Origin of the sequence: Haloarchaeobius marinus, assembly GCF_051207415.1 — an archaeon.
Classification (GTDB): domain Archaea; phylum Halobacteriota; class Halobacteria; order Halobacteriales; family Natrialbaceae; genus Haloarchaeobius.
Map to the genome: position 1 here is coordinate 598,606 of NZ_JBPKGD010000001.1, position 21,671 is coordinate 620,276.

At 71.0% G+C, this 21,671-nt stretch carries 5 protein-coding genes; all 5 read left to right on the forward strand.

Annotation, left to right across the window (positions count from 1 at the left end; translation table 11 throughout):
• The first annotated feature begins 23 nt into the window (after positions 1-23).
• Positions 24-3,695, forward strand: a complete 3,672-nt coding sequence (locus tag ACSC1W_RS03125; protein WP_435345339.1) for a DUF6603 domain-containing protein — start codon at positions 24-26, stop codon at positions 3,693-3,695.
• Positions 3,696-3,767: 72 nt separating this feature from the next.
• Entirely contained in the window at positions 3,768-7,799 is a 4,032-nt protein-coding gene (locus ACSC1W_RS03130) for a hypothetical protein (RefSeq protein WP_435345341.1), read from the forward strand.
• An 87-nt stretch (positions 7,800-7,886) separates the two neighbouring features.
• Positions 7,887-10,556, forward strand: coding sequence for a hypothetical protein (locus tag ACSC1W_RS03135; RefSeq protein WP_435345343.1), 2,670 nt, complete (start codon positions 7,887-7,889; stop codon positions 10,554-10,556).
• Positions 10,553-18,736 carry a hypothetical protein gene (locus tag ACSC1W_RS03140; RefSeq protein WP_435345345.1) on the forward strand — a complete coding sequence of 2,728 codons (8,184 nt, stop codon included), beginning with the start codon at positions 10,553-10,555 and terminating at the stop codon, positions 18,734-18,736. The genes ACSC1W_RS03135 and ACSC1W_RS03140 overlap by 4 nt, the downstream gene beginning before the upstream one ends.
• Positions 18,733-21,648, forward strand: coding sequence for a hypothetical protein (locus ACSC1W_RS03145; protein WP_435345347.1), 2,916 nt, complete (start codon positions 18,733-18,735; stop codon positions 21,646-21,648). Before ACSC1W_RS03140 ends, ACSC1W_RS03145 begins: the two co-directional genes overlap by 4 nt.
• Positions 21,649-21,671: the final 23 nt, after the last annotated feature.

Here is a 21,671-nt window from a genome sequence, read left to right on the forward strand (position 1 = left end):
CAGCCGGGAGGACCGAATCGAAGGTGACACAGGAGCTCGTCCGGCTCGTCGAGCCAGTCGTCGAGGCGACGGAATCACCCGATGGGGTAATCGATCTGCTCGACGCCGCGGGCATCGGCGAGTCGCTCGTCGGGCAAGAACTGGACAAGATCGTCACAGTGGTCGAGCGGGACTTCGTCGAGCCGGTTGGCGTCATCGTCACGTTCGCAGAGGGTGGCATTACGGCCGACGATCTGGACGACGTGAGTGGGGTAGTTACCGCGATACAGACGCTGGTGCAGGCGATTAGATCGCTCGACGACCTCGAATTTCGTGACCCCTCGGTCACCGACCTCGGTGACGCGTTAGTCGACCACATCGTCGTCAGGTATCTCTACGTCTACAGGCCGCACTTGCACGATTTCTTAGCCATCGTCGGTGTGATAACGAGCGCCTACGGAGAGGGGCCAGAAGAGATCGAGTTTGACGGCCTCTCGGACGCGCTACAGGATCCGAACACGGCCGGGAAGGATGCGATAGGCTGGGGAACCGGTGAGTTCCGGGAGCGACTCGTTCTGCGATTCGTCCAGTACCTGACCAGCACTCAGGGGTTGACCTCGATCGTGGACGACGCCGACGTGTCCAGACTGAACGACCTGACGTACGAGAAGACGCAGCCGGCCTCGCTCACGAAAACCGATGCACCATCCGAACTCGACGTCACAGCACTCGAACTCGCGGGTGACGGCTTCCATTCGAAAATCGGTGTGAGCCTCATCCCGCTCGCCTTTGGTCAGTCGGACCAACTCGGGATGCTCTTTCAGGCGGCCGCATCCGGTGGGTTCCAGGACTCGCTCTCGCTCGGCGACGACTGGACGTTCACGGCAGGAGTCGAATCTAGTCAGTCTGTCGGGTTCGCCGTCCATCCAACCAGCGACGGAACCGAATTCCAACTCGTCTCCGGTGCAGGGCTCGCCGGTGAGTACCACGCAGACGTCGCGCTGACGTACGACCCTGCGTCGGGTGAAACCGCCCCTACACGTATCATTCTCGGCGACGCTGAAGGCTCGCATCTCGGCGTCGGCGGCATATCACTCGAGACGGCACTCGACTACGACGGACAGCAGGGAGACGTCTCGGTCGAACTACCGACGACAGGGAGCATCCGAATCCGTCCGAAAGGTGGTTTCCTCGAACAGGTTCTGCCGGACGAAGTCGGGAGTGACTTCGAGATTACGGTCGGGTGGTCGACGCTGAAAGGGTTGTACTTCGAGGGCGGTGTGACACTGGAAGTCGCACTCCCAGTCCACCAGAAACTCGGCCCGCTGAACGTCGAGGAGATATTCCTCTCGCTCGGGGCCGACGCCGAGACCGGCGAGATAACCGTGCAGGCCGCCGCCTCGGCCTCGGTGAAACTCGGCCCCGTCACCGGAACGGTCACCCGAATCGGCCTGGAGACCGACCTCTCGTTCCCCGAGGACGGAGACGGCAACGTGGGCGTTCTCGACCTCGAGATCGGGTTCAAACCGCCCGATGGGGTCGGCCTCGACGTGGCCGCCGGGCCGATAACCGGCGGCGGGTACCTGGCGTTCGACCGCGAGAACGAGCGATACGCTGGGACGGGTCAGCTCACGCTCCCGAACGGGCTGAGCATCTCGGTGGTCGGACTCGTCACCACCGAACTGCCGGACGGTTCCGACGGCTTCTCGATGATGCTCGTCGTGGCCGGCGAGTTCTCGGCGGTCCAGCTCGGCTTCGGGTTCACGCTCGACGGCGTGGGCGGGTTGCTCGGCGTCAACCGCAAGTTCCGCAAGCAGCCCCTGCAGGACGTCGTCAGGCAGGGGACCCTCGACAGCGTGCTGTTCCCGGAGGACGTGGTCAAGAACGCACAGCGCATCATCTCGGACGTGCGAGCCATCTTCCCACCGGCGCGGGGGAGCCACGTCTTCGGGCCCATGCTAAAGCTCGGCTGGGGGAGTCCGAGCATCATCGCGGCGTCGGTCGGCGTGGTGCTGGAGATTCCGAGTTTCCGTATCGCCATCCTCGGGAACATCGAGCTGGCGCTTCCGAACCTGGAGGTCGAGCGTCCGGAGGGGCTCACCGAGGGGGTGCCGTTCCCGCCGATCAAGGTCAACCTCGACGTCGTCGGCGTCGTCGACGTCCCCGGCAAGACGCTCTCTATCGACGCCACCATGTACGACTCCCGGCTGGTCCAGTGGACGATGTCGGGGGACATGGCGCTGCGCTCGACGTGGGGCGAGCGCTCGGCGTTCCTGCTCTCCATCGGGGGGTTCAACCCGCGGTACGAACCGCCAGACGGCTTCCCGAAACTCGACCGTGTGACGGTGAGCCTGGACGTCCCGGGCGGCAAGCCGGTCGTCGACTTCACGGGCTACCTGGCGGTCACCTCGAACACGTTCCAGGTGGGCGCACAGGTCCACGCGGAACTGGAGGCCGGCATCGTCTACGTCTACGGTGGACTGGGCTTCGACGCGCTGTTCCGGTTCGACCCGTTCTCGTTCGTCTTCGACTTCTTCGCCCAGTTCGGCGTCGAGGTGAAGGGGTGGGAGCTCACCGTCGGCGTCGACGGGACCATCTCGGGACCGACGCCGTTCAACATCCGGGGGACGGTCAACGTGGAGGTCGGTCCGTTCAGCGTCTCTGCCGACGTCGACGTGACGCTCGGGACGGACGCGAAGACGAAGCGACTCCCGACGGCGGAGGTGCTCCCCGAACTCGTCGACGCGCTCGCGGAACCGAAGAACTGGGACGCCCAGTTGCCGGGCGACGGCGAGTCCGTCGCGACGCTCCGGAGCGCGAAGAGCGCCGAGGCACGGGCGCAGGCGAAGCAGGCCGGCGGGAGCGCCGGTGCGGGCGACGTCGCCCCCGAACAGCCCGTCGTCGCACACCCGCTGGGGACGCTGACGGTTCGACAGACGGTCGTCCCGCTGAACTACGCCATCGAGAAGTTCGGCGAGGCCCGTCCGACGGGCTACGACGAGTTCCGCATCGCCGGCGTCACCCTCGGCGACGTCCCCGACCGCGACCGCCGGTCGGTGGAGGACGAGTTCGCGCCGGCGGCGTTCCGAAAGATGGACGACGCCAGCAAGCTGGACGCGCCGGACTTCGTCGACCTCGACTCGGGGACCACCGCCGGCGACCTGGGACTGGTCGTCGGGGGCGAGGCGACCCCCGACGACGCGACCGAGGCGGCGTTCACATACGAGGAACAGGTCTACGACGAGGCGAGCGACTTCTACGGCGCGGACCTGTCGGTGGCGGACCCGGACGAGGCGGGCGTCGGCCACACGGCGTTCACGGCGCACGAACTCTCGAAGGGGAAACGCGGCGTCCAGCCCGGGTCCGAGGGGCTGTTCGGCGTCTCCGACGACGGGGGCGACGACGGTGGTCTCTTCGGCGTCGGTGGCCGCGACTACGTCGTCGTCGACGTGGACACGTTCGAACCGGTCGTCCCCGACTTCTACGCCGTCGGCGGAGACGACGGGCAGGACGGCGAGGGCGGCGACTCGGGGACGGACGGGTTCACCGCAGTCGGCGACAGCGTCGAGGCCGAGCGCATCCGGCCGGGAATCCACGTGGGGACATCGAAGGGCCGGGCACAGGTCGAACTGGAGCGCTTCGCCAGCGAGGCGGACGTGGACGAACGGCGACTGCAGGTCGTTCCCGCGACCAGTCTGGAGGACGACGACGAATGAGCAGACAGCGACCCACTACCGACGGACCGAACCGACGACCCGAGACCGACGGCGGCCGAGGAGGTGACGGCGGTGGCGAGTGACCCGAACGCCGGAGCGCGCTTCCGGTTCGTCCCGACGGTCCGCGAGGGGTTCCGGCCGGAGACGCCGTTCGAGCGCGACCGCTCCTCGAACGCCATCCCCGGTCCGATGACGGTCGGCGTCGAGTTGACCCTCGCGGCCCGGTCGAAAGCCGACGGTGCCTGGGAGCAGGAGCCGAAGCCCATCGCGGACGGGACGCTCGACCGGCCGAGCCAGGAGATACGGATGTACGGTCCCGGCGACGTGATCGGCGTCGACCGGACGCAGGTCACCAGACTCGAGCCGGCGCCGGACAGCAACAGCTTCCCGCCGAACTGCTTCCCCCTGGTCGAGTTCGCCCGGCCGGACCTGCCGTGGCTGTTCAGCCCCGAGCGCGCCGACCTGACCGGCGGCAAGTCGCGGAACCGACCCTGGGTCACCCTCGTCGTGGTCCGGGCGGACGCCACGGGCGTCTCGGTCGATGGCGGCGGGACGAACCCGTTGCCGGTTCTGAGTGCGCCGACGAGCGAACTGCCGTCGCTCACCGAATCCTGGGCGTGGGCGCACGCACAGGTCGTCGGCGACGACACCGCGGCGAGCGAGGTCGTCAGGAGACACCCCGAACGCGCCGTCTCGCGGCTGGTCTGTCCGCGCAACCTGGCCGAGAACACGAAGTACGTCGCGGCGGTCGTCCCGACGTTCGAACCGGGACGACGCGTCGGGCTCGGCAGGGCACCGTATCCAGACTCGCGCGGCGAGGACGACGACGGGGAGCAGATAGCCTTCTCGTGGACCGGGGAGGACGAGGACCCCGTCGAACTCCCGATGTACCTGCACTGGGAGTTCCACAGCGGGGAGGGCGACTTCGAGGAACTCGCAAACCGGCTGTCCCCGGTCCGACTCTCCGATGCGGACGTGGGTCGCCGGGAGGTCGACGTGCGCGACCCCGGCCCCGAACGCATCGGTCACCACCAGCCGGTCCACCAGACCGGTGCGCTGAAAGCACCGGGCCTGGAAGTGGCCGAGTTCCCGAACCGGACCGAGCTGGTGACGCTGTTGAACCAGCCGTACGACCTGGCGAAACGGCAGGCGGGCGACGACGACCCGGACCTCCCGATCGTCGGCGCACCGCTGTACGGCCGGTGGCACGCGGACCGCGACCGGGTCGACCCGGACTCGGACGCCTGGTTCGCGGACGTGAACGCGACCCTCAGGTACCGCATCGCCGCCGGGCTGGGTGCCGAGGTCGTCCGGGAGAAGCAGGAGACGTACGTCGCCCGCGCCTGGGACCAGGTGGGCGAACTGTCGGCGATGAACCGCAAACTCGGGCGGGGACAACTCGCCCGTGCAGCGAGCACCCACATCCACGACCGACTCGTGGGGACCGTCGGTCTGGCAGGTGAGAAGAACGCGGCTCGACTCCTCCAGTTCACGCAGCCGCTTCACCGGACAGTCGCGACGAGGGTCGGGACCGGGCTCGACGGCCCGCTCCAGTCGTTCGACGCCGAGTTCAGGGAGTTGGCGGACCTGCCGGGGTCGGTGCTGACGCCGACGTTCCGAAGGCTCTCACGGCCGAAGGGCCCACTCCTCCGGAACGCCGAGCCCTCCCTGGAGAGCGGCGACCTGACCGCGAGTTCGCTCGCCGGCGACTTCGAGGAGAAGCGCGTGACGCCGGCACTGCTGAAGCCGGAACTCCGCCAGCGCGTCGCGACGCTCGACGACCTGGTCGGCGACCAGGCCCTGCCGGGGGACGACGCCGGTGGCATCGACGTCGAGCTGGACCGGGTCGTCCGCAGTCCCGTCGTCGGAGGACCCGTCGGCGACGACGACGGTGGTGGTGGCGGTATCGATACGGGCGGTGGCCCGGGTCCGGGTGACGGCTTCGACCTCTCGGGCTGGGAGCCGGTCGTCCTGCCCCGGGCCGGTGCCGGCGAGACGCAGTGGCAGTTCAGGGACGGCACGCTCGACCGAGACGTGAGTCGCCGGACCGAAGGGGAACCGACCACGGTGCCGGACGACGGCATCGCACTCGCCGGCGAATCGCGACACGCCCCGGCGACGTTCCCGACCGGGGTCGACGTGGTGACGCCAGAACTCGCCCGCGTCGCCCGGTTCGGGGCGTGGGCGCAGTCCCTGCCCGAGGTCGACCTCCGTCGAATCGACCTCTCGTCGGTCACGCCGGCGACGCCACAGGCGTTCGCCGTCCGGAAGGTGGACGTCCAGGTCGGGAGCAGCATCGACCACGCGTCGACCGCGCTCGGCCAGGTCAGGGCCCTGTCGGCCCGGCTCGACCCGGCGAACGTGCGGGTCCGGCGGTCCCCCGCGCCGACGACGGTCACGGCCTACGCCGACGCGGTGAAGACGAACACGTTCACCCCGCTGTTCCGCACGCTCGACAACCTGCTGAGTACCGCACCGGAGGCCACACCGGACTACATCGGACGGGACAGGGACGGCTTCGCCGAGGGACTGCGGACCGACCACGAGGAGGCAGTCACCGCGCTCTCCGGCGTCGTCTCGGCACTGGAGGAACGGGGCCTCGACCCGGCGAGACCCGACCTTGGCGGCGAGGTCGACCCGACCGGCCCGGACGGTGACCCGTCGGCACCGGACCTCACGGACCTCGTCCGCGAGGTCGAGGAGGCGGAACTGCGGATGCAGGCGGTTCTCGACCGGCTGGAACAGCTCAGGACTGCGCTCCGGCTCGGACCGGCGATGGTCCAGCCGCCACGGGACCCCGGGACCGGCGTCCAGTTCGGCAGGACCTACGACCGCAGTCAACCCGAGGAGATACTCGACCACATCGACCCGTCCATCACGGTGACCGAGAGCGTGCTCTCGACGGTCACGGCGGCCGGCGACCTCTCGGACGCGCTGTCCGACCGGGACGACCCCATCGACCCCGTCGCGTGGGCACCGCGGTTCCCAGACCCCATGGCCGACGCCCTCGAAGAACTCTCGCAGGAGTACCTCATGCCGGGCGTCTCGGACGTGCCCCGGGACTCCATCGGCGCGCTCTCGACGGACCCGGCGTTCGTCGAGGCGTTCGTCGCCGGACTCAACCACGAGTTCGCCCGGGAGTTGCTCTGGCGTCGGTTCCCGACCGACCGAAGGGGGACCTACTTCGATACGTTCTGGGACAAGGCGAGCAACCCGTTCTCGACGGCCGACGACAGGCCGGACGTGGCAGACCTGCACACCTGGGGGAACCCCCTGGGGCAGAACGAACACGGTTCCGGACGGCAGGGCGAGCAGTTCGGCGACGAGGCAGGCCGGGTCGTGCTCGTCGTCCGGGGCGAACTCCTCAGGCGGTTCCCCGACACGACCATCTACATGGTACGGTCGAAGTCAGACGACGACGGCGACCGGGCGGGCCGGACCCCGAAACTCGGGCAGGTCGGGCACGTGACCGAGGAGGCGGTCCAGGACCAGGGCGTCGAGGGCGTCGAGTTCCCCATCTTCCAGGGGACACTCGACCCCGACGTCCGTTTCCTCGGCTTCGACCTCGCGCCGAGCGACGCGGTCGGCGACCCCGACGCGGACGACCCTGGCTGGTTCTTCGTCTTCGAGGAGCCGATGGGCGAGACCCGGTTCGGCCTCGACGCCGGGACCGCCGAGGACCGCGGCGACGTCCCAATCGGCGTGACGGACCCCACGTCGTCCCGGAACGGCGGGGAGTCGCTGTCGGTCGACGCGCTGACGGCCGACGGCGAGTCGCCGGCCTGGAACGGCCTCTCGTGGAACCACCTCGTCGGGGCGGACGCCGGCGACGCCGGCGACGTCGACGGCCTCGTCCCCTACGTCTCCCTCTGGGACGGGCCGCCGGGCGCGGGCGGCGACGAGGCGAAGACCTGGCGGGTGACCCGCCAGCAGGTCCAGGACTGGACCGACGGGGGCCTCGTCGACGAGTACCCCGACCTCGCCGACGCGTACGCCGAGTGGGGCCGCAACAGCGCCCACATGGCGCGAATCACGTGGCAGCGGCCGGTCCGCGTCGCCATCCACGCGGACGACCTGCTCTCGGCGGAGGTGGGCGAGCAGTGACCAGCGACACGATCTCCATGCAACAGCGAGACACGACGACGGCGCAGGTGCGTAGCTTCGGACCGACGGCGACCCCGGAGGCCCCCGATGAGTGAGGCGACGGTCGCGGACGTCCGGTCCGCGCTCCGGACCGCCGAGGACGAACTCACGCGCGCGAGCCACCTGCTCTCGACGGTGGCGGCGTTCGCCGAAGCACGCAAGCACGGCGGGCACGCCGACCCGACGCCGGTCGAACGCGCCGCCACACGATTCCTCGACCCCGGTCCCGGGCCGGACCGGACCGTGGCGGTCAGGCGGTCGGAACTGGCGTACCTGACCGACCCGTTGCTGGACGACGACGACGGCACGCCCCGGAACTTCTTCGCGGCGGCCCGGGCGTACGAGTCGGCGGCGACCCGGACGGGCACCGCGCCGGCGTCGGTCTCCGCCCTGCTCGACGACCTAGAGGACTTCGTGACCGGCGCGACCGACCACACGGCCGCGACGGAGACCGTCGTCGCGGTCGTACAGGCCGACGACCGGGCGATGGCCGGCCACCTGCAGTCGGTGGTCTCGACGCTCGTGACGGCGGCGCGTCGATGGCGCGACGCCGAACGCGACCGGTTGAACGACAGGTACGTCGAGACGGACTCGGGCGAGTACCAGCGCCAGTCGACCGGCGCGGTCCAGGGGTTCCTCGACGACCACGACGACGCAGTCGAGGCGCTGTCGGACGAACCCATCGCGTTGCTCCCGGTGCGACTGGAGACGCGGTTCGTCGGCGACGACCTGCTCGTCCGGGTGTACCCCGACCGCATCCACGAGGACAGCCACGAACCGGAACTCACCGACACCGAGCGTCGGTGGGGGCAGAACTTCTGGGCGTACGCGTGGTACGCGACCGTCGAGGACGCAGACCCGACCGCGTTCTCGACCGACCTCCCGGGGGACCGCCACGACGAACTCGTCGCCATGCTCTCGGGCCTGCCCGACGAGGGCTACCCCGACGACCCCGCCGAACGCAAGGCTGCCATCCGGACGCGCTCGTGGGGGCAACTCGTCGAACGCTTCGGCCGCGAACGGGCGGCGTACGTCGTCCACGCGCTCGAACCCGACGTGTCGGCCGGGAGTGGCGAGGTTCAGGTCGTCGAGGAAGCCGACGACGGCGACGACCCCGACTGGACGCTCCTGCTCGACGAGACGGCGACGGTGTCGAGCCTCGGCCAGCTCTCGTTCCCGGACCCCGACGGCAGGCCGGGGTCGTGGACCCGGGCCCCGGTCGCGCGACTGCTCCCCGACGAGTGGCTCGTCTACGGCGTCTGGGCGACCGACGGCGACGGCGATGGCGAGTCCGACCGTCGGGAGACGTTCGTCGTCGAGGGCGGTGCCATCCGCGAACCGCTCCGGGTCGGCCCGGACCCGGACGCGATGGCCGTCGCGATGCAGGCCGTCGACGACACCCCCGACGCGACCCGGGCCGAGGAGGGCATCGACTGGCTCGTAGACTTCGAGGCCGCCGAACGCGCCGGCATGGCGCTCCGGATCACCCCGGACGACGTCCACCGGACCGGGGACCGACCGCTCGACGAGGGCTGGTTCGAGACGCTCGTCGTCACCGGCGTCAAGGCGAGCATGGACCCCGACGAGACCGCGGCCCGGTTGCGCGACCTGTTCGACGCCCAGCACTACACGAACGGGCTGTCGGTCGTGCCACGGGGCACGCCGACGAACAACGCCGACGAACCCTCCGGCTTCCGGTCGCGCGAGGACCCGGAGGACACCGTGGCCGTCGAGGCCGGGCCGCCCCTGGTCGAACACGGCGACGTGACCGACGGCGACGTGCTGGCAAGGGCGCTGGCCATCGACCCGTCCTCGCTGGGCGACGACGACCACGTGTTCGCCCACGTCGCGAACGCCGACGCGACCGACGAACTCGACGCCTGGCACGCGAACTCCGCGCTCTGGTCGGGCACGCTCGGGTACTACCTCCAGACCATGCTCAGGCCGAACCGCTACGACGGCACGTCCGCGACGCCACCGTTGCTCGACGAACTCGACCTGGGAGACCACCCGGACCTCGCGGACTGGTTCGACCAGGAGGACCCTGCCGGACTGTACGAGGCGTACCGGCGACACTTCGTCGAGTACGTCAGGGCAGGCGGTCCGCTCCCGACGTTCCGCGCCGGCAGACAGCCGTACGGGGTCCTGCCGACGACGGTCACGGACCCCGGGAGCGACGACCGACTCTGGGCCGGCGTCGACCTCTCGGGCGTCGTCGACGACGGGTCCGACGACCGGGGCAGCGTCGGTGGCGGCGAGGTGACGGTCCCCCGCGACCCCGCCGGTACGGACTGGTCGGTCGCGGACGTCGAAATCGGCGGCTCGGACGACGAGTCGGACGAGACCGCCGTGACGGGCGCGACCGTAGACGAGGCGGTGCTCGCTGGCGACGACCCCGCTGGCGACTGGGCCGACGCCTCCACCGAGCAGTTCCGCGAGACGTACCGACCCGAGGACGCGAAGGGGGCCATCTCCGACGCGGACCTCGCGAAGACCTACACGCCAGAGGAGGCGGCAACCGTGTTCTCGTCCGAAAAGCTAGCCACACACTACACGCCAGACGACGCAGCGACGGTCCTCTCGACCGACGAACTGAACGCACACTACTCCGGCGCCGAACTCGCCGTATCGTCCGTCGAGACCGACGCCGACGGTCGCGTCGTCGACAGCGAACGACCCGACGACGAGGCCGACCCCGATGGGGGGCAGTTCCGATGAGCCCCGGCGACGAGACGCCACCGCCCGGCATCGGCGTCCGCGACGACGACGTCGTCGGGACCGAGGACGACCCCGGCCACCTCGACAGGTGGCTGAACCTGTTCCGGGACGCCTGGGCCGACGGTGCGACCCGGCCGAACACTCAGGCGGTCCCGGGCGTCCCGCACGTGGGCCGGTCCGGGGACGTCGTGAACCTGAGCAAGATACTCTCGATGACCGCGACGGCCGACGGTCACCACTTCAGGCGCTACCTCGCCGGCGAGAACGCGCTCGGGAACCTGCTCGGCCTCGACACGTCCGGACTGGGGGCCAGCGGAGACCTGGGGGAGGAGGGAAAGCAACCGTTCTCGCTCGGCGTGCTCGAGATGTACGACGACACCGCCATGGACGCTCTCGTCGGCGGGTCGAACGAACACGTGAGTGCCACGGTCCAGCGGACGATGACGAACTTCCGGGCGCTGGAGTGGCAGTGGGACCCGGCACGGCAGGCGTTCGTCCGGCAGACCGAGGATGGGACCGAGGAGGAGGCGCTCTGGAACGACGAGGTGGTCCTCGGCACCAGCCGGTCGGCGGTCCTCCAGAAGCAACGACGCATCCTCGCGGACGCGATTACGAACGGACTCGGCGACGACGGTCCGTCCGGACGCGCGCTCGACGTCCACGTCGCGAACCTGCTCTTCCAGGACCTGGACCCCGAGGACGACGTTCTCCCGGTGGTCGACGACGGTGTGCAGGACCACGTCCTCGCGCTGCTCACCGAGGACTACGACACCATCCGGAAGATGGGGACCCAGCTGGAGTACGACGACGACGGCCGACTCTCGAACGAGTTCAAGAAGGAGTCGTACCTGGACGTCGACGAGGTGGAGTCGCGGGACTTCCTGACCGAGGAGGAGAGACAGACGCTGGAGCGCATGGCCAGTGGCCAACCGGTCGGCGGCCAGGGTCCACACGACGTCGCCGAGACGAGCAGCATGGGGGACACGGAGGAGGTGCTCGAGACCCGCTTCGTCCGGTCGTACCTGGAGAACGGGGAGGAACTCGACCTGTTCACCGAGAACGCGACCCTCGACAACGTCGGTGACGACGCCTATTCCCTGCTCGACGGGCCGAACCCCCTCGCGAACTACCGGCCCGGGACGCCGATGTACATGGTGGGGATGACGCCGTCGGTCCTCCGGGACGCCGACGAGCAGTTCACCTACGACCGACTGGGCGTGGACCTGTTCTATCCGATGCGCCAGCGTCGCGCCCGCTTCGAGAAGTTGTCCGTGTTGCACCGCCTCGGGATGGACGACCGGTACGAGGAGAACCCCGCGCTGTTGCGGTCGCTCGCCCACCACCTGTTCCGGTTCAGCCTGCTGCGGGCCCGCCACTCGGCGGTCCTGCGCCAGTCGTTCCTCGACGGCCAGGTGGACGTGGGGACCGCATCGGAGTTCACGGACACCGTCAGCGTCGACGTCAGGAAGAACGCGACCGACGACTACGTCGGCGACGCCTTCTCGCTCAACGAGTTCCTCGACAGGGCCGAGTACCCCGACCGGTTCCATCGGGGGCAGCCGTCGACCGAAGACGTCGAGTTCCCGCTCGACCTCGGGGACGTGAGCGCCGCCGACGACCCCCGACTCGAACAGGTCGGCCACAGCCTGCGGTACCTCCAGGCGGCCGACGACGAAACGGTCGACCGACTGGTCCGGGGCACGCTCGACCTCGCCAGTCACCGCTTCGACGCGTGGTGGACCTCCATCGCCACCCGGCGACTCGCCGACCATCGCCACGACCAGGGCAACTGGTTCGCGCCGGAACGGACGACCTACCGGAACGAATCCGGCGAGAACGTCTGGGCGGACGCCGACGCCTACGTCCCGCCGGGGCCGATGCCGGAGTGGCCACCCGAGTCCGTGCAGTCCGACGACGACGAAGACGAGGGCGAAGGCGACCTGACGGACACCGACACCGACCTCGCTGACGACGACGGCTCGACCGACGTCGACGCCCCGACCGAGGCGGAGCAGAACGCGGCAGAAGCGACCGCATCGCTCGGCGAGCACGACGGTGGCCTGCTCGGTGGCAACGACCTCGTCGGCGAACCGTCCGCCGACAGCGTCTCGCCCTCGGTGCCGCTGCCAGAGAGTTCCGCCGGCATCCACGTCGGGGCGTGGGGCTTCGTCGAGGACCTCCACCCCGACGAGGGGGACGACGACGGCGAGTTCGTCCACGCGCCGTCGCTCGAACAGGCGACGACGGCTGCCGTTCTCCGGGGTGGACACAGGGCCTACGAGAACCAGGACGACGGGAACCTCTCGGCCGTCGACCTCTCCTCGGACCGGGTCCGCGTCGCGAAGCAGGTGCTGGAGGGCGTCCGCGAGGGGCAACCACTCGGCGCACTGCTGGGGTACCGGTTCGAACGCGGCCTGCACGAGGCGGGCCAGCAGCAGTACATCCAGGAGTTCAGGCGGGCGTACCCGACGTTCACGGGGACCCTCGGCGGTCCCGGGTCGTCGGAGACGGCCGCACGGAGCGACGTGGTCGACGGCTACAGGCTCTACCGGTCGGTGACGTTCGACGACGGGACCCACACCATCGCGCCGACGCCGCCGCGACGCCCCGACACCGATGGCCGTCCGGAGGTATCGTCCTACAGCGACAGGCGGACCGAACACGGGCTGCCACCGCTGTCGAACGCCGCGGTCGCCGGGGCACTGTGGCACCTGTTCGAGGCGGTCGACGCCGTCCGAGACGTGCTCACGGCCGAGAGCGTCCACCAGTTCACGCAGGGCAACTACTCGCGGGCGAAGGGCTCGCTGGAGGCGCTGGCGAGGGGCGACGCGGTGCCCGAGCCACAGGTCGTCGACACGCCGCGAACGTCGGTCGGGCTGACCCACCGACTGCTCGTCACGTTCGGCGACGCCGATGGGGCGACGACGCCGGCGCCGTGGCGGGACGACACGACGTTCACGCACCCGGCCATCCCGCCGGCCGATTCGTCCGACGCCGACGCGGACGCGACCGACCCGGACGTCCCCGCCGTCGGCCAGTCCGACGGCTTCCCGTTGCAGGTACGCCCGTCGGCCGAACCCAACCTCGACGCCTGGGTCGGCGAGTTGCTCCCCGACCCGGGCGACGTGGGCTGTGAGGCGAGCTATCGCTGGACCGCCGGGCGCGAGTTCGCCGCCGGCAGGTTCCGCACGCCCACGTCGTCCGGTCGGGTCTCGGTGGCCGACGTGGGCTTCGAACCGGACGTGCTCGTGTTCACGGCGTCGGTCGCCGCCGGGGGTGACGACGACGCGCCGCCGACGCACCACGGCTGGGGGCACGGCTCCGCGAAGCGCGACGCGGACGGGAGCCTCACCCAGCGCGCCGTCTCGACCGTGTACGATACCGCAGCAGGGGCGACCGTCGGGACGGCCGACACCGACGACGCGCTCCACCTCGCCTTCGACGGGAGCGGGGCCGAGTCGGTCCGGGCCACCGTCGCGGAGACGACGACAGACGGCTTCGAGTTCGACGTGACTGTCGAGGGCGGTGCGGACGCGGTCACCGTCGAGTACCTCGCACTGTCGGTCACCGACCCGGGACTCGTGGCGGTCGGCCACTTCGAGACGCAGTCGGGCGACGCCACCGTCCCGCTCGGCGTCGACGCCGACACGGTCGTCCTGACCGCCACCGACGCCGTCGACGCGGGCGCACTCGGGGCACAGGGGTCGACCATCCGGTCGACGGGCGGTGCGGTCGGCGTCTCCCACGGCCACGTGACCGCCGGCGCGAACGGGATAACCCAGCACGCGCTCTCGGTCTCCCGGGACCCGGCGGGAAGCGAAACGCCGACCGCGACCGCGAGGGACGACAGGGTCGTCCACCTGCCCGGCGACTGGTCGCTCTCGTGTACCGGCCTCGGGACCGACCTGCGACTGAGCGCGACGTCGACGGGCGGGACGGCCCGGCCCGTGACATACGTCGCCATGCAGTCGCCACCCGACGAACCGACGCCGGAGGTCGGCGTGCTCGACGCCGGCGAGAACGCGCTCGACGGCGGGTTCAGGCCGGGAGCGGTCGAGTTCGTCGCACTTCCGGGCGTCACTGCATCGGACCTGTCGGACGGCGCCGACGTCTCGCCATCGGCCGCCGTGGGCCTCGGCCACGGGCTGACCACCGGCGTCGGCCGCCAGCTGGCGATGGGGGACGCGGTGACCGACGGGTCGCTCGCCGCGCCGACCGCGACCGGGGCCGTCGTCTCGGTCCCGACCGGCGCGTCGAGTTCGACCAGCGTGAAACTGACCGGCGTCGACGAGGGCAGTTTCACCGTCGAGTTCACCGAGGGCGATCCGGCGGACTGTCTGGTCGTCTACCGTGCGTGGCCCGCGGCGCCCGTCGAGCGCGAGTTCGTCGCCGACACCACGCTGACGGTCGACGAACTCGGACTCTCGCCGCTGGACGTGCTCGCGTTCTCGAAGGAGGACGCCGACGCCGCACGGACCCAGCTGGAGGAGCACATCGCGTTCTACCTCAGCCGGAACCGCGAGACGAAGCCGACGACCGCCACTGGCGGCCACCCGCCGATACCCGACGACGCGACGGTCGAACTTCGATTCCGCGAGGACGGCGGGGCCCTCGTCAGCACGGCGGACTTCCTCGAACTCGTCCGGACGGTGCGTGACACCGTCGCCGACGGGCGGGCCGCCACCGCCGACGACTACGCACACCCCGCCGAGCAGGCCGGCCCCGGCTACGACGAGGCGACCTACGCGGAACTGCACGCACGTGCCGACGCGACGGCCGAGACGCTCGCCGACGTGACCGCGCTCGTGGACGACCGCCTCGAACTGCTGGACGTCGACCGCGACCCGACCGCGGCGAAGGACACGCCGGCAGCCGACCGCGACGAACCGAACGTCTGCGAGCAGGTCGACGACGTCCAGGACGCCGTCTCCGCGTTCCGTGCGCAGGTACCCATCTCGGGCGTCGAGGAGGCCTGCGGACGGGTCGGGGAGGCCAGCAGCGGGTCCCCGGGCGTCCTGCAGACCGAACTCGAGCGCCTGCTCCGGGCGCTCCCTGCGGGGCCGACCGACCCCGGGGAGTTCGACGAGGCGCTGACGGTCGAGGCGCTGGCGGGTCGGACGCTCGGGTGTGAGACCGACCTCGACGAGCCGACGGACCTCTCGGTCACCGTCGTGGGCACCACCGCCGCCGACGGGGTCGAGACGGGACTGGCGACCCAGTACGTCGAGACGCGGACCGTCCGGACCGACGACCGTGGGGCGTTCTCCGTGGCCCTCGACTGCCACGACCTCACGCCCGGGGCGACTGTCCTCGTCGTCGCCAGCAGCGACGAGACCGTGGTCTACGCCGAACCCGTCCGGGTCGTCGAACCCCGGAGCGTCCACGTCCTCGACCCGGAGGACGGCGAGGAACTGACCGGGCGGGCGAACGTGACGACGGAGACGTCCGTCACGGTCACGGTCACCACCGACCAGGACGGTGACGACCCGACCGCGTTCGATGCGACGACCACGACGACGACGCGAGCCGACGGCACCTTCGGCGTCACGCTCGACCTGACCGACGTGGTCCCGGGAACGGCGTTCAGCGTCACCGCGACCGACGGGGACGGGAACGAGGTCTACGACGCCGACGGCCACGTCCGGGACCCGGCGTACGATACCCACCTCCGCGACCTGCTCGCCGACATGTCGGTGCTCCCGCAGTTGCTCTGGCTCGCCGGCCAGCAGGCGACGCTCGACCCCGCCGTCGCAGACTCGCCCGCCGACGTGCTCCAGGCACGACTCGCGTCCGGGACGACCGACTGGTCGACCATCGGCGACGAGACGGCGCTCGTCGAGGCCTGGAAGGGGAGCGTCGACGCTCGGTCGACCGGCGCCGGCGGCGCCTCCGGCCGCCCGGCGGTCGACGTCTCTGACGACGACGTGGCCGTCCTCGACGCGCTGGAGCGACTGGAGACGCTCGACCTCGGGACGCTCGCCGGGACGCTCTCCTCGGCGCTGGTCCCGCTCACCGCGGCCGGCGTCGACGACCTGTTCGACCTGACCGGCGGCGAGGACCGCGTCGAGGACGCACGGTTCTGGCCCACCGTCGATCCGGAGCGACTCGCCGAGGTGCGGACCGCACTGGCACAGCTCCTCCGCAACCCGGCGGGCCGGGGCTACGAGCGCGACCTGCTCCAGTTCGCTCCCGAGTTCGTCGCCGCGGTCGAGGCGACCCGTTCCGACCCCGCAGGGCGGGCGTTCGTCTACCTGGACCTGCTGTTCGCCGACGCCGCCTGGGCGGCCGAGACGTTCGACGCCGCCGTCGACGCGCCCCGGTTCCTCGGACGACTCCGGCGGTTCGTCGCCTATCCGGAGTCGTTCGACGCGGCCGACCGGACGGCACTCGACGCGGACTTCGACGCGCTCGCGGACCACTACCGGGCGGCCGGTGGTCTCCCCGGCCTCGGCGACGCCGTGACCCGGGCCAGGGAGTTCGCCGAGGTGCTCGACCGCGACCGGATCGAACGTGAGATGGAACCGACGGCGTACGACACCGCCGTCCGCGGGGTCGAACGGATACTCGACCTGCTCGAACGGTTCCGCGAGGCCCGCACCGAGGCGGACGTCGAGCGGGGTTTCGAGGCGCTGGAGGAACCGATGGGCGAGGTCGACGACGTCGACCACCTGGAACCGACACGGGAGGCCTTCGACGGACTGTCGGTGGCGGTCGTGCGCCTGCGCGAGCGCACCGACGACGCCGAACCGTGGCGGCGGTTCGAACGCTTCGACGAACGGTTCGAGGACGCCGACGCGGAACTCGGCGTCGACGGACGACCCTCGAACGACGCGACGCCGTCCACGGAGTTCGTCGCGGTCCTCGAGTCCCTCGGGCAGTCGCTCCGGGAGTTCGACGAGCGCTCCGACGCACCGGGCACCGAACCGGTGTTCCAGCCGGCGACCGCCCGGGCCGAGTTTCGGGGCTGGTGGGACTCGACGGCCGGCACGCTCCGCCAGGAGGTAACGTCGGCCGTCGAACCGCTCGCGACGGTCGCACGGTCGACGCGGCTCGACGAGACGTTCCGCCGTTGCGTCCTGGAGACGCTCCGAATCCCGCTGTTGCGCGCGTCCTACGCCGGCGTGTACGCCAGTACGCCCCGGTCGGCGACCGGTGGGACGCCCGAAGACGAACGGACGCTCCTCGCACAGGCACGGGGCGTCTCCGACCGACTCCACCGGCGCCTCGACGCGGCCGGGGACCACGCCGACGCCGTCACGGCGCTCGTCCCGGGGGCGACGGACTACGACGCGGCGGCTACCACGCTCTCGGGCGGGTCGGCCGACCCGTCGGTCGTTGTGGCGGCGGCCGAGCACGAACGCGACCGGCTGACGGCACTCCTCGGCGACTCGTTCGTCGTGCTCCCGCCGCTGTCGCCGCCGAACCAGGCCGAACTCTCGAAGACGTTCGCGGGGAGCCACACCGACGAGTTGCTGTCGGCCGCCGCGCCGATGGAGACCGAGACGTGGCTCCAGCGCTCGGCGCGGGTCCGCGACCGGCCGGCGAACCTCCAGCAGACGTTCTCGTACGCCGAGATGGTCTCCGGTCGGCTCCGGGGGGACGACCTCCGGGTCGGCCAGTTGCCCTACCGCGACCCCGACGACTGGGTCGGCATCGACGGCCTCGACGAGACGCCCGAACGGGGACGGGTCTCGATGGTGACGACGTTCCCGACGGCCTACCACGCCGACCACCCCGTCGCACCGGGGGCGGGCGGGCGGGACGGTGCCCCCGGCGCACAGCTGGCCGGCTTCCTCGTCGACGACTGGCGCGAGTCGGTACCCGCGACCGAGGAGACGACCGGCGTCGCCGTCAACTACGACGACCCGAGCACGGAGCCGCCACAGTCCATCCTGCTGGCGGTCCCGCCCGACGACGGCGAGGCACCGTGGTCGACCGAGACGCTCCTCCGGACGGTCCTCGAGAGCGTCGACCTGGCGAAGATGCGCGGGGTCGACCTCGACGTCGTCGGGAAGCCACGGACCGACCCGAGACAGCGCCTCCTCGGGCAACTGCTCCCGGCGCTTACGTTCCCGCACAACACCCGCGACGTGCCGGACACGCCGACGGTCGACTTCGACCTCGACCGCGACCTCGCGGACGACCTCGGCGTTGGGTCCGACGGGGGTGACGACCGATGAGCGGTAACGGTCTCGACGTCGACCCGCAGTCGGCCGACTCCGGCGGGACGGCGACCCTGCTGGACGTCGAGGCGTGGACCGAGTCGAAGACGTTCTGGACGCGCCTGGAACCCCGGACCCGCGACTCGCAGGTCGACAGACCGCTCCGGGCCGAGGTCCACGACCCGGCCTGGCTGCTGTGTCGGCAGTGGCAGGTGGGGGAGTTCCAGGGCGAGGACGCCGGGTCGCCGGTCACCGCCGAACTCTCCTACGCCCGGGACTACCTGAGCCGGTACGAACTCGGTGGCCTCGACGCCTCCGAGGTGTTCCCGGGCGAGGACGGCCTCGACCGCCCCATCACGCCGCCCGCGCAACTCGGTGGCCCGGGCTCGGTCCCCGTCGCTGACGAGCGGACCCAGCTCGACGCGGTCGTGGCAGCACTCGACGCCCACCGGACCGCCCAGACCGAGGGCGGTGAGAAGGCGACCGCCGCCCAGACCGCGTTCGAGACGTACCTGCACCCCGACGACGGCCAGACCCCGTCGGCGCGTCGACAGGCGCTCGCGTACCTGACGACCCCGCTGCCCGAGGACGGCGGGACCACCGGGACGACGTTCGCCGACCGGGCGACGGCCTACCTGGCGGGGCAGCCGAGTTCGGAGACGACCGTCGGCGACGACGGCGTCGAACGGCTCGTGACCGAACTCGTCGCCTACGCACGGGGCGGTGCAAGCTGGCAGGCGGCCGCGACGACGTTCGCCGTCCTCGTCCAGGCGGGGAGCGACGAGACGACGAGCCACCTGCTCACGGTGGTCTCGCTCGCCCAGAGCGTGCTGTTCGATTACGAGAACCAGCAGTCCGACGGCGCTGACGGGGCCGACGGCGGCACGGGACCCGAGCAGACCGTGACCGGCGACGCCGAACCCTACCGGGGCGAACCCCTGGAGGTGCTGGTCGAGCGCGAACCGGTGACGACCGGGCTGGCGGGCGAGGACGTGCCACCAGCCAGACTCCGGGCGGACGCCGGCCAGACCTACCTCCGGTTCCTCGCCGACGCGGACGTGACGCCCGACGACGACCGGGAGAGTTACGCGGCGGCCGACATCGTCGACACGGACGCGAGCGACCCGGAGCAGTTCCTGCTCGCCGAACCGGACGAGGCGCTCGACGCGCCCGACAGGCGGTTCGTCTCCCTCGCGGACGGACGGGCGGTCGACGGCCACGCCGTCTATCGCGCCCTCGCCGCCGGCGTCCAGGGCATCCGGGACGCCGACGGCTGGGAGGCCCCGTCGTGGCCGTCCTCGGCCGCTGGCCTGCCCCTGCCCGCCGGCGAGGCGCTCTCGGACGGGTTCAAACGGGCCGCGACCGGTTTCGTCGACTGGTACGCCGACCTGTACGACGACCCCGGGGCCGGCGCGAACCCGGCGTGGCAGGACGACCGACAGGAGTACCAGTTCTCCGTCTCGACCGGCCCGGCGGGGGGCGAGACCGTCCTCAAGGCCGAGGAGTACCCGGGCGGCGACCTCGACTGGTACTCCTTCTCCGTCGCGAGCGGCCCCGGAGACACGCTCTCGCCGCCGAGCGTGGCCGACTCGGACCGCACGCTCACCGAGTCCGGGAGCCGGGACGTGACCCTGAGCAGACTCCGGTACCGGGGGATGCCCGCGTCGCGCTGGTGGGAGTTCGAGGACGGCACGGTCAACCTGGACGACGTCCCGGCCGGGCCGGAGGACCTCTCGAAGCTCCTCCTGCTCGACTTCAGCCTCGTCCACGGCGACGACTGGTTCCTCTTCCCGCTCTCGACGCCCATCGGTACGATGACCCGCATCACCGACCTGACCGTCACCGACACCTTCGGCGAGACGACCGACGTCGAACCGGTGACGGGGTCGACCGACCGCTGGAACGCCTTCGCGTTCGACGACCTCCCCGGGAGCGTCACCGAGGACGACGAACCGGGGCTGTTCCTCCCGCCGACGCTCGGCGAGAGCCGGTCCAGCGAGGCGGTCGAACGGGTGACCTTCACCCGCGACGAGATGGCCAACCTGGCGTTCGCCGTCGAGGAGCGCGTCGAGAGCCCGGTCGGGACGCTCCTCGACCGCGAGGAGTTCCGCGAGCCAGCCCTGACCGTCGACCGCGTCGTCGCCGGCCCCGACGTGACCGACGAGCGCCTCGTCCTCCGGAACGTGGGCGACGCACCGCTCGACGTGACCGACTGGACCGTGGAGGTCACCGTCGGCACGACGACGGTCGGTGCGGCGACGGACGAACTGTACGCGTTCGCCACCGACGGGGACCCGGTCGTCCTCGACGCCGACGAGACGGTGACCATCCACACCGGGGACGCACCCGACGAACTGCCCGAGGAGGGCAACGTCTACCTAGACGGACTCGACGACTCGTCGAGCCTGTCGGCACCGGTCTGGGACCAGCAGGTCGGGAGCGTCGTCGTCCGCCGGTCCGGCGACGGGACCGCCGACGAGCGGTTCGTCACCCGTGCGGTCGTGACGCACGCGCCGACGGACCTGCCGGCGTACGAACTCGCGAGTTCCGTGCCGGACCACTTCTTCGCGATGAGACCCGTCCGGCCGAGGACCGGGCCGCAGGCGGACGCCGGTGCACGGGACACCTACCGGCTCGCCCTCTCGCTCCTGCTCGACGCCGACTCGATGGGCGACCCCCTCCAGCGACTCCCGACGCCGCTCGGGCGCATCCTCGACACCGACGACCCGCTCCGGCTCTACGAGGAGGAGGTCAGCCGGGCCGGACGAGAGGTCGAGCGCCACTACCAGCTCGCTCGCTGGACCGACGGGTCGGCCCACCTCTGGTCGAGCCGTCGAGTCTCGACCGGCCGGGGCGAGTCCGCGAGTCGTCTGCGATACGATGACGTCGTGGAACCCGACGAGCGCGACGTGTCCGCCGGCGGGCAGTGAGGCCCTCGGGGTGCCCGCCACCG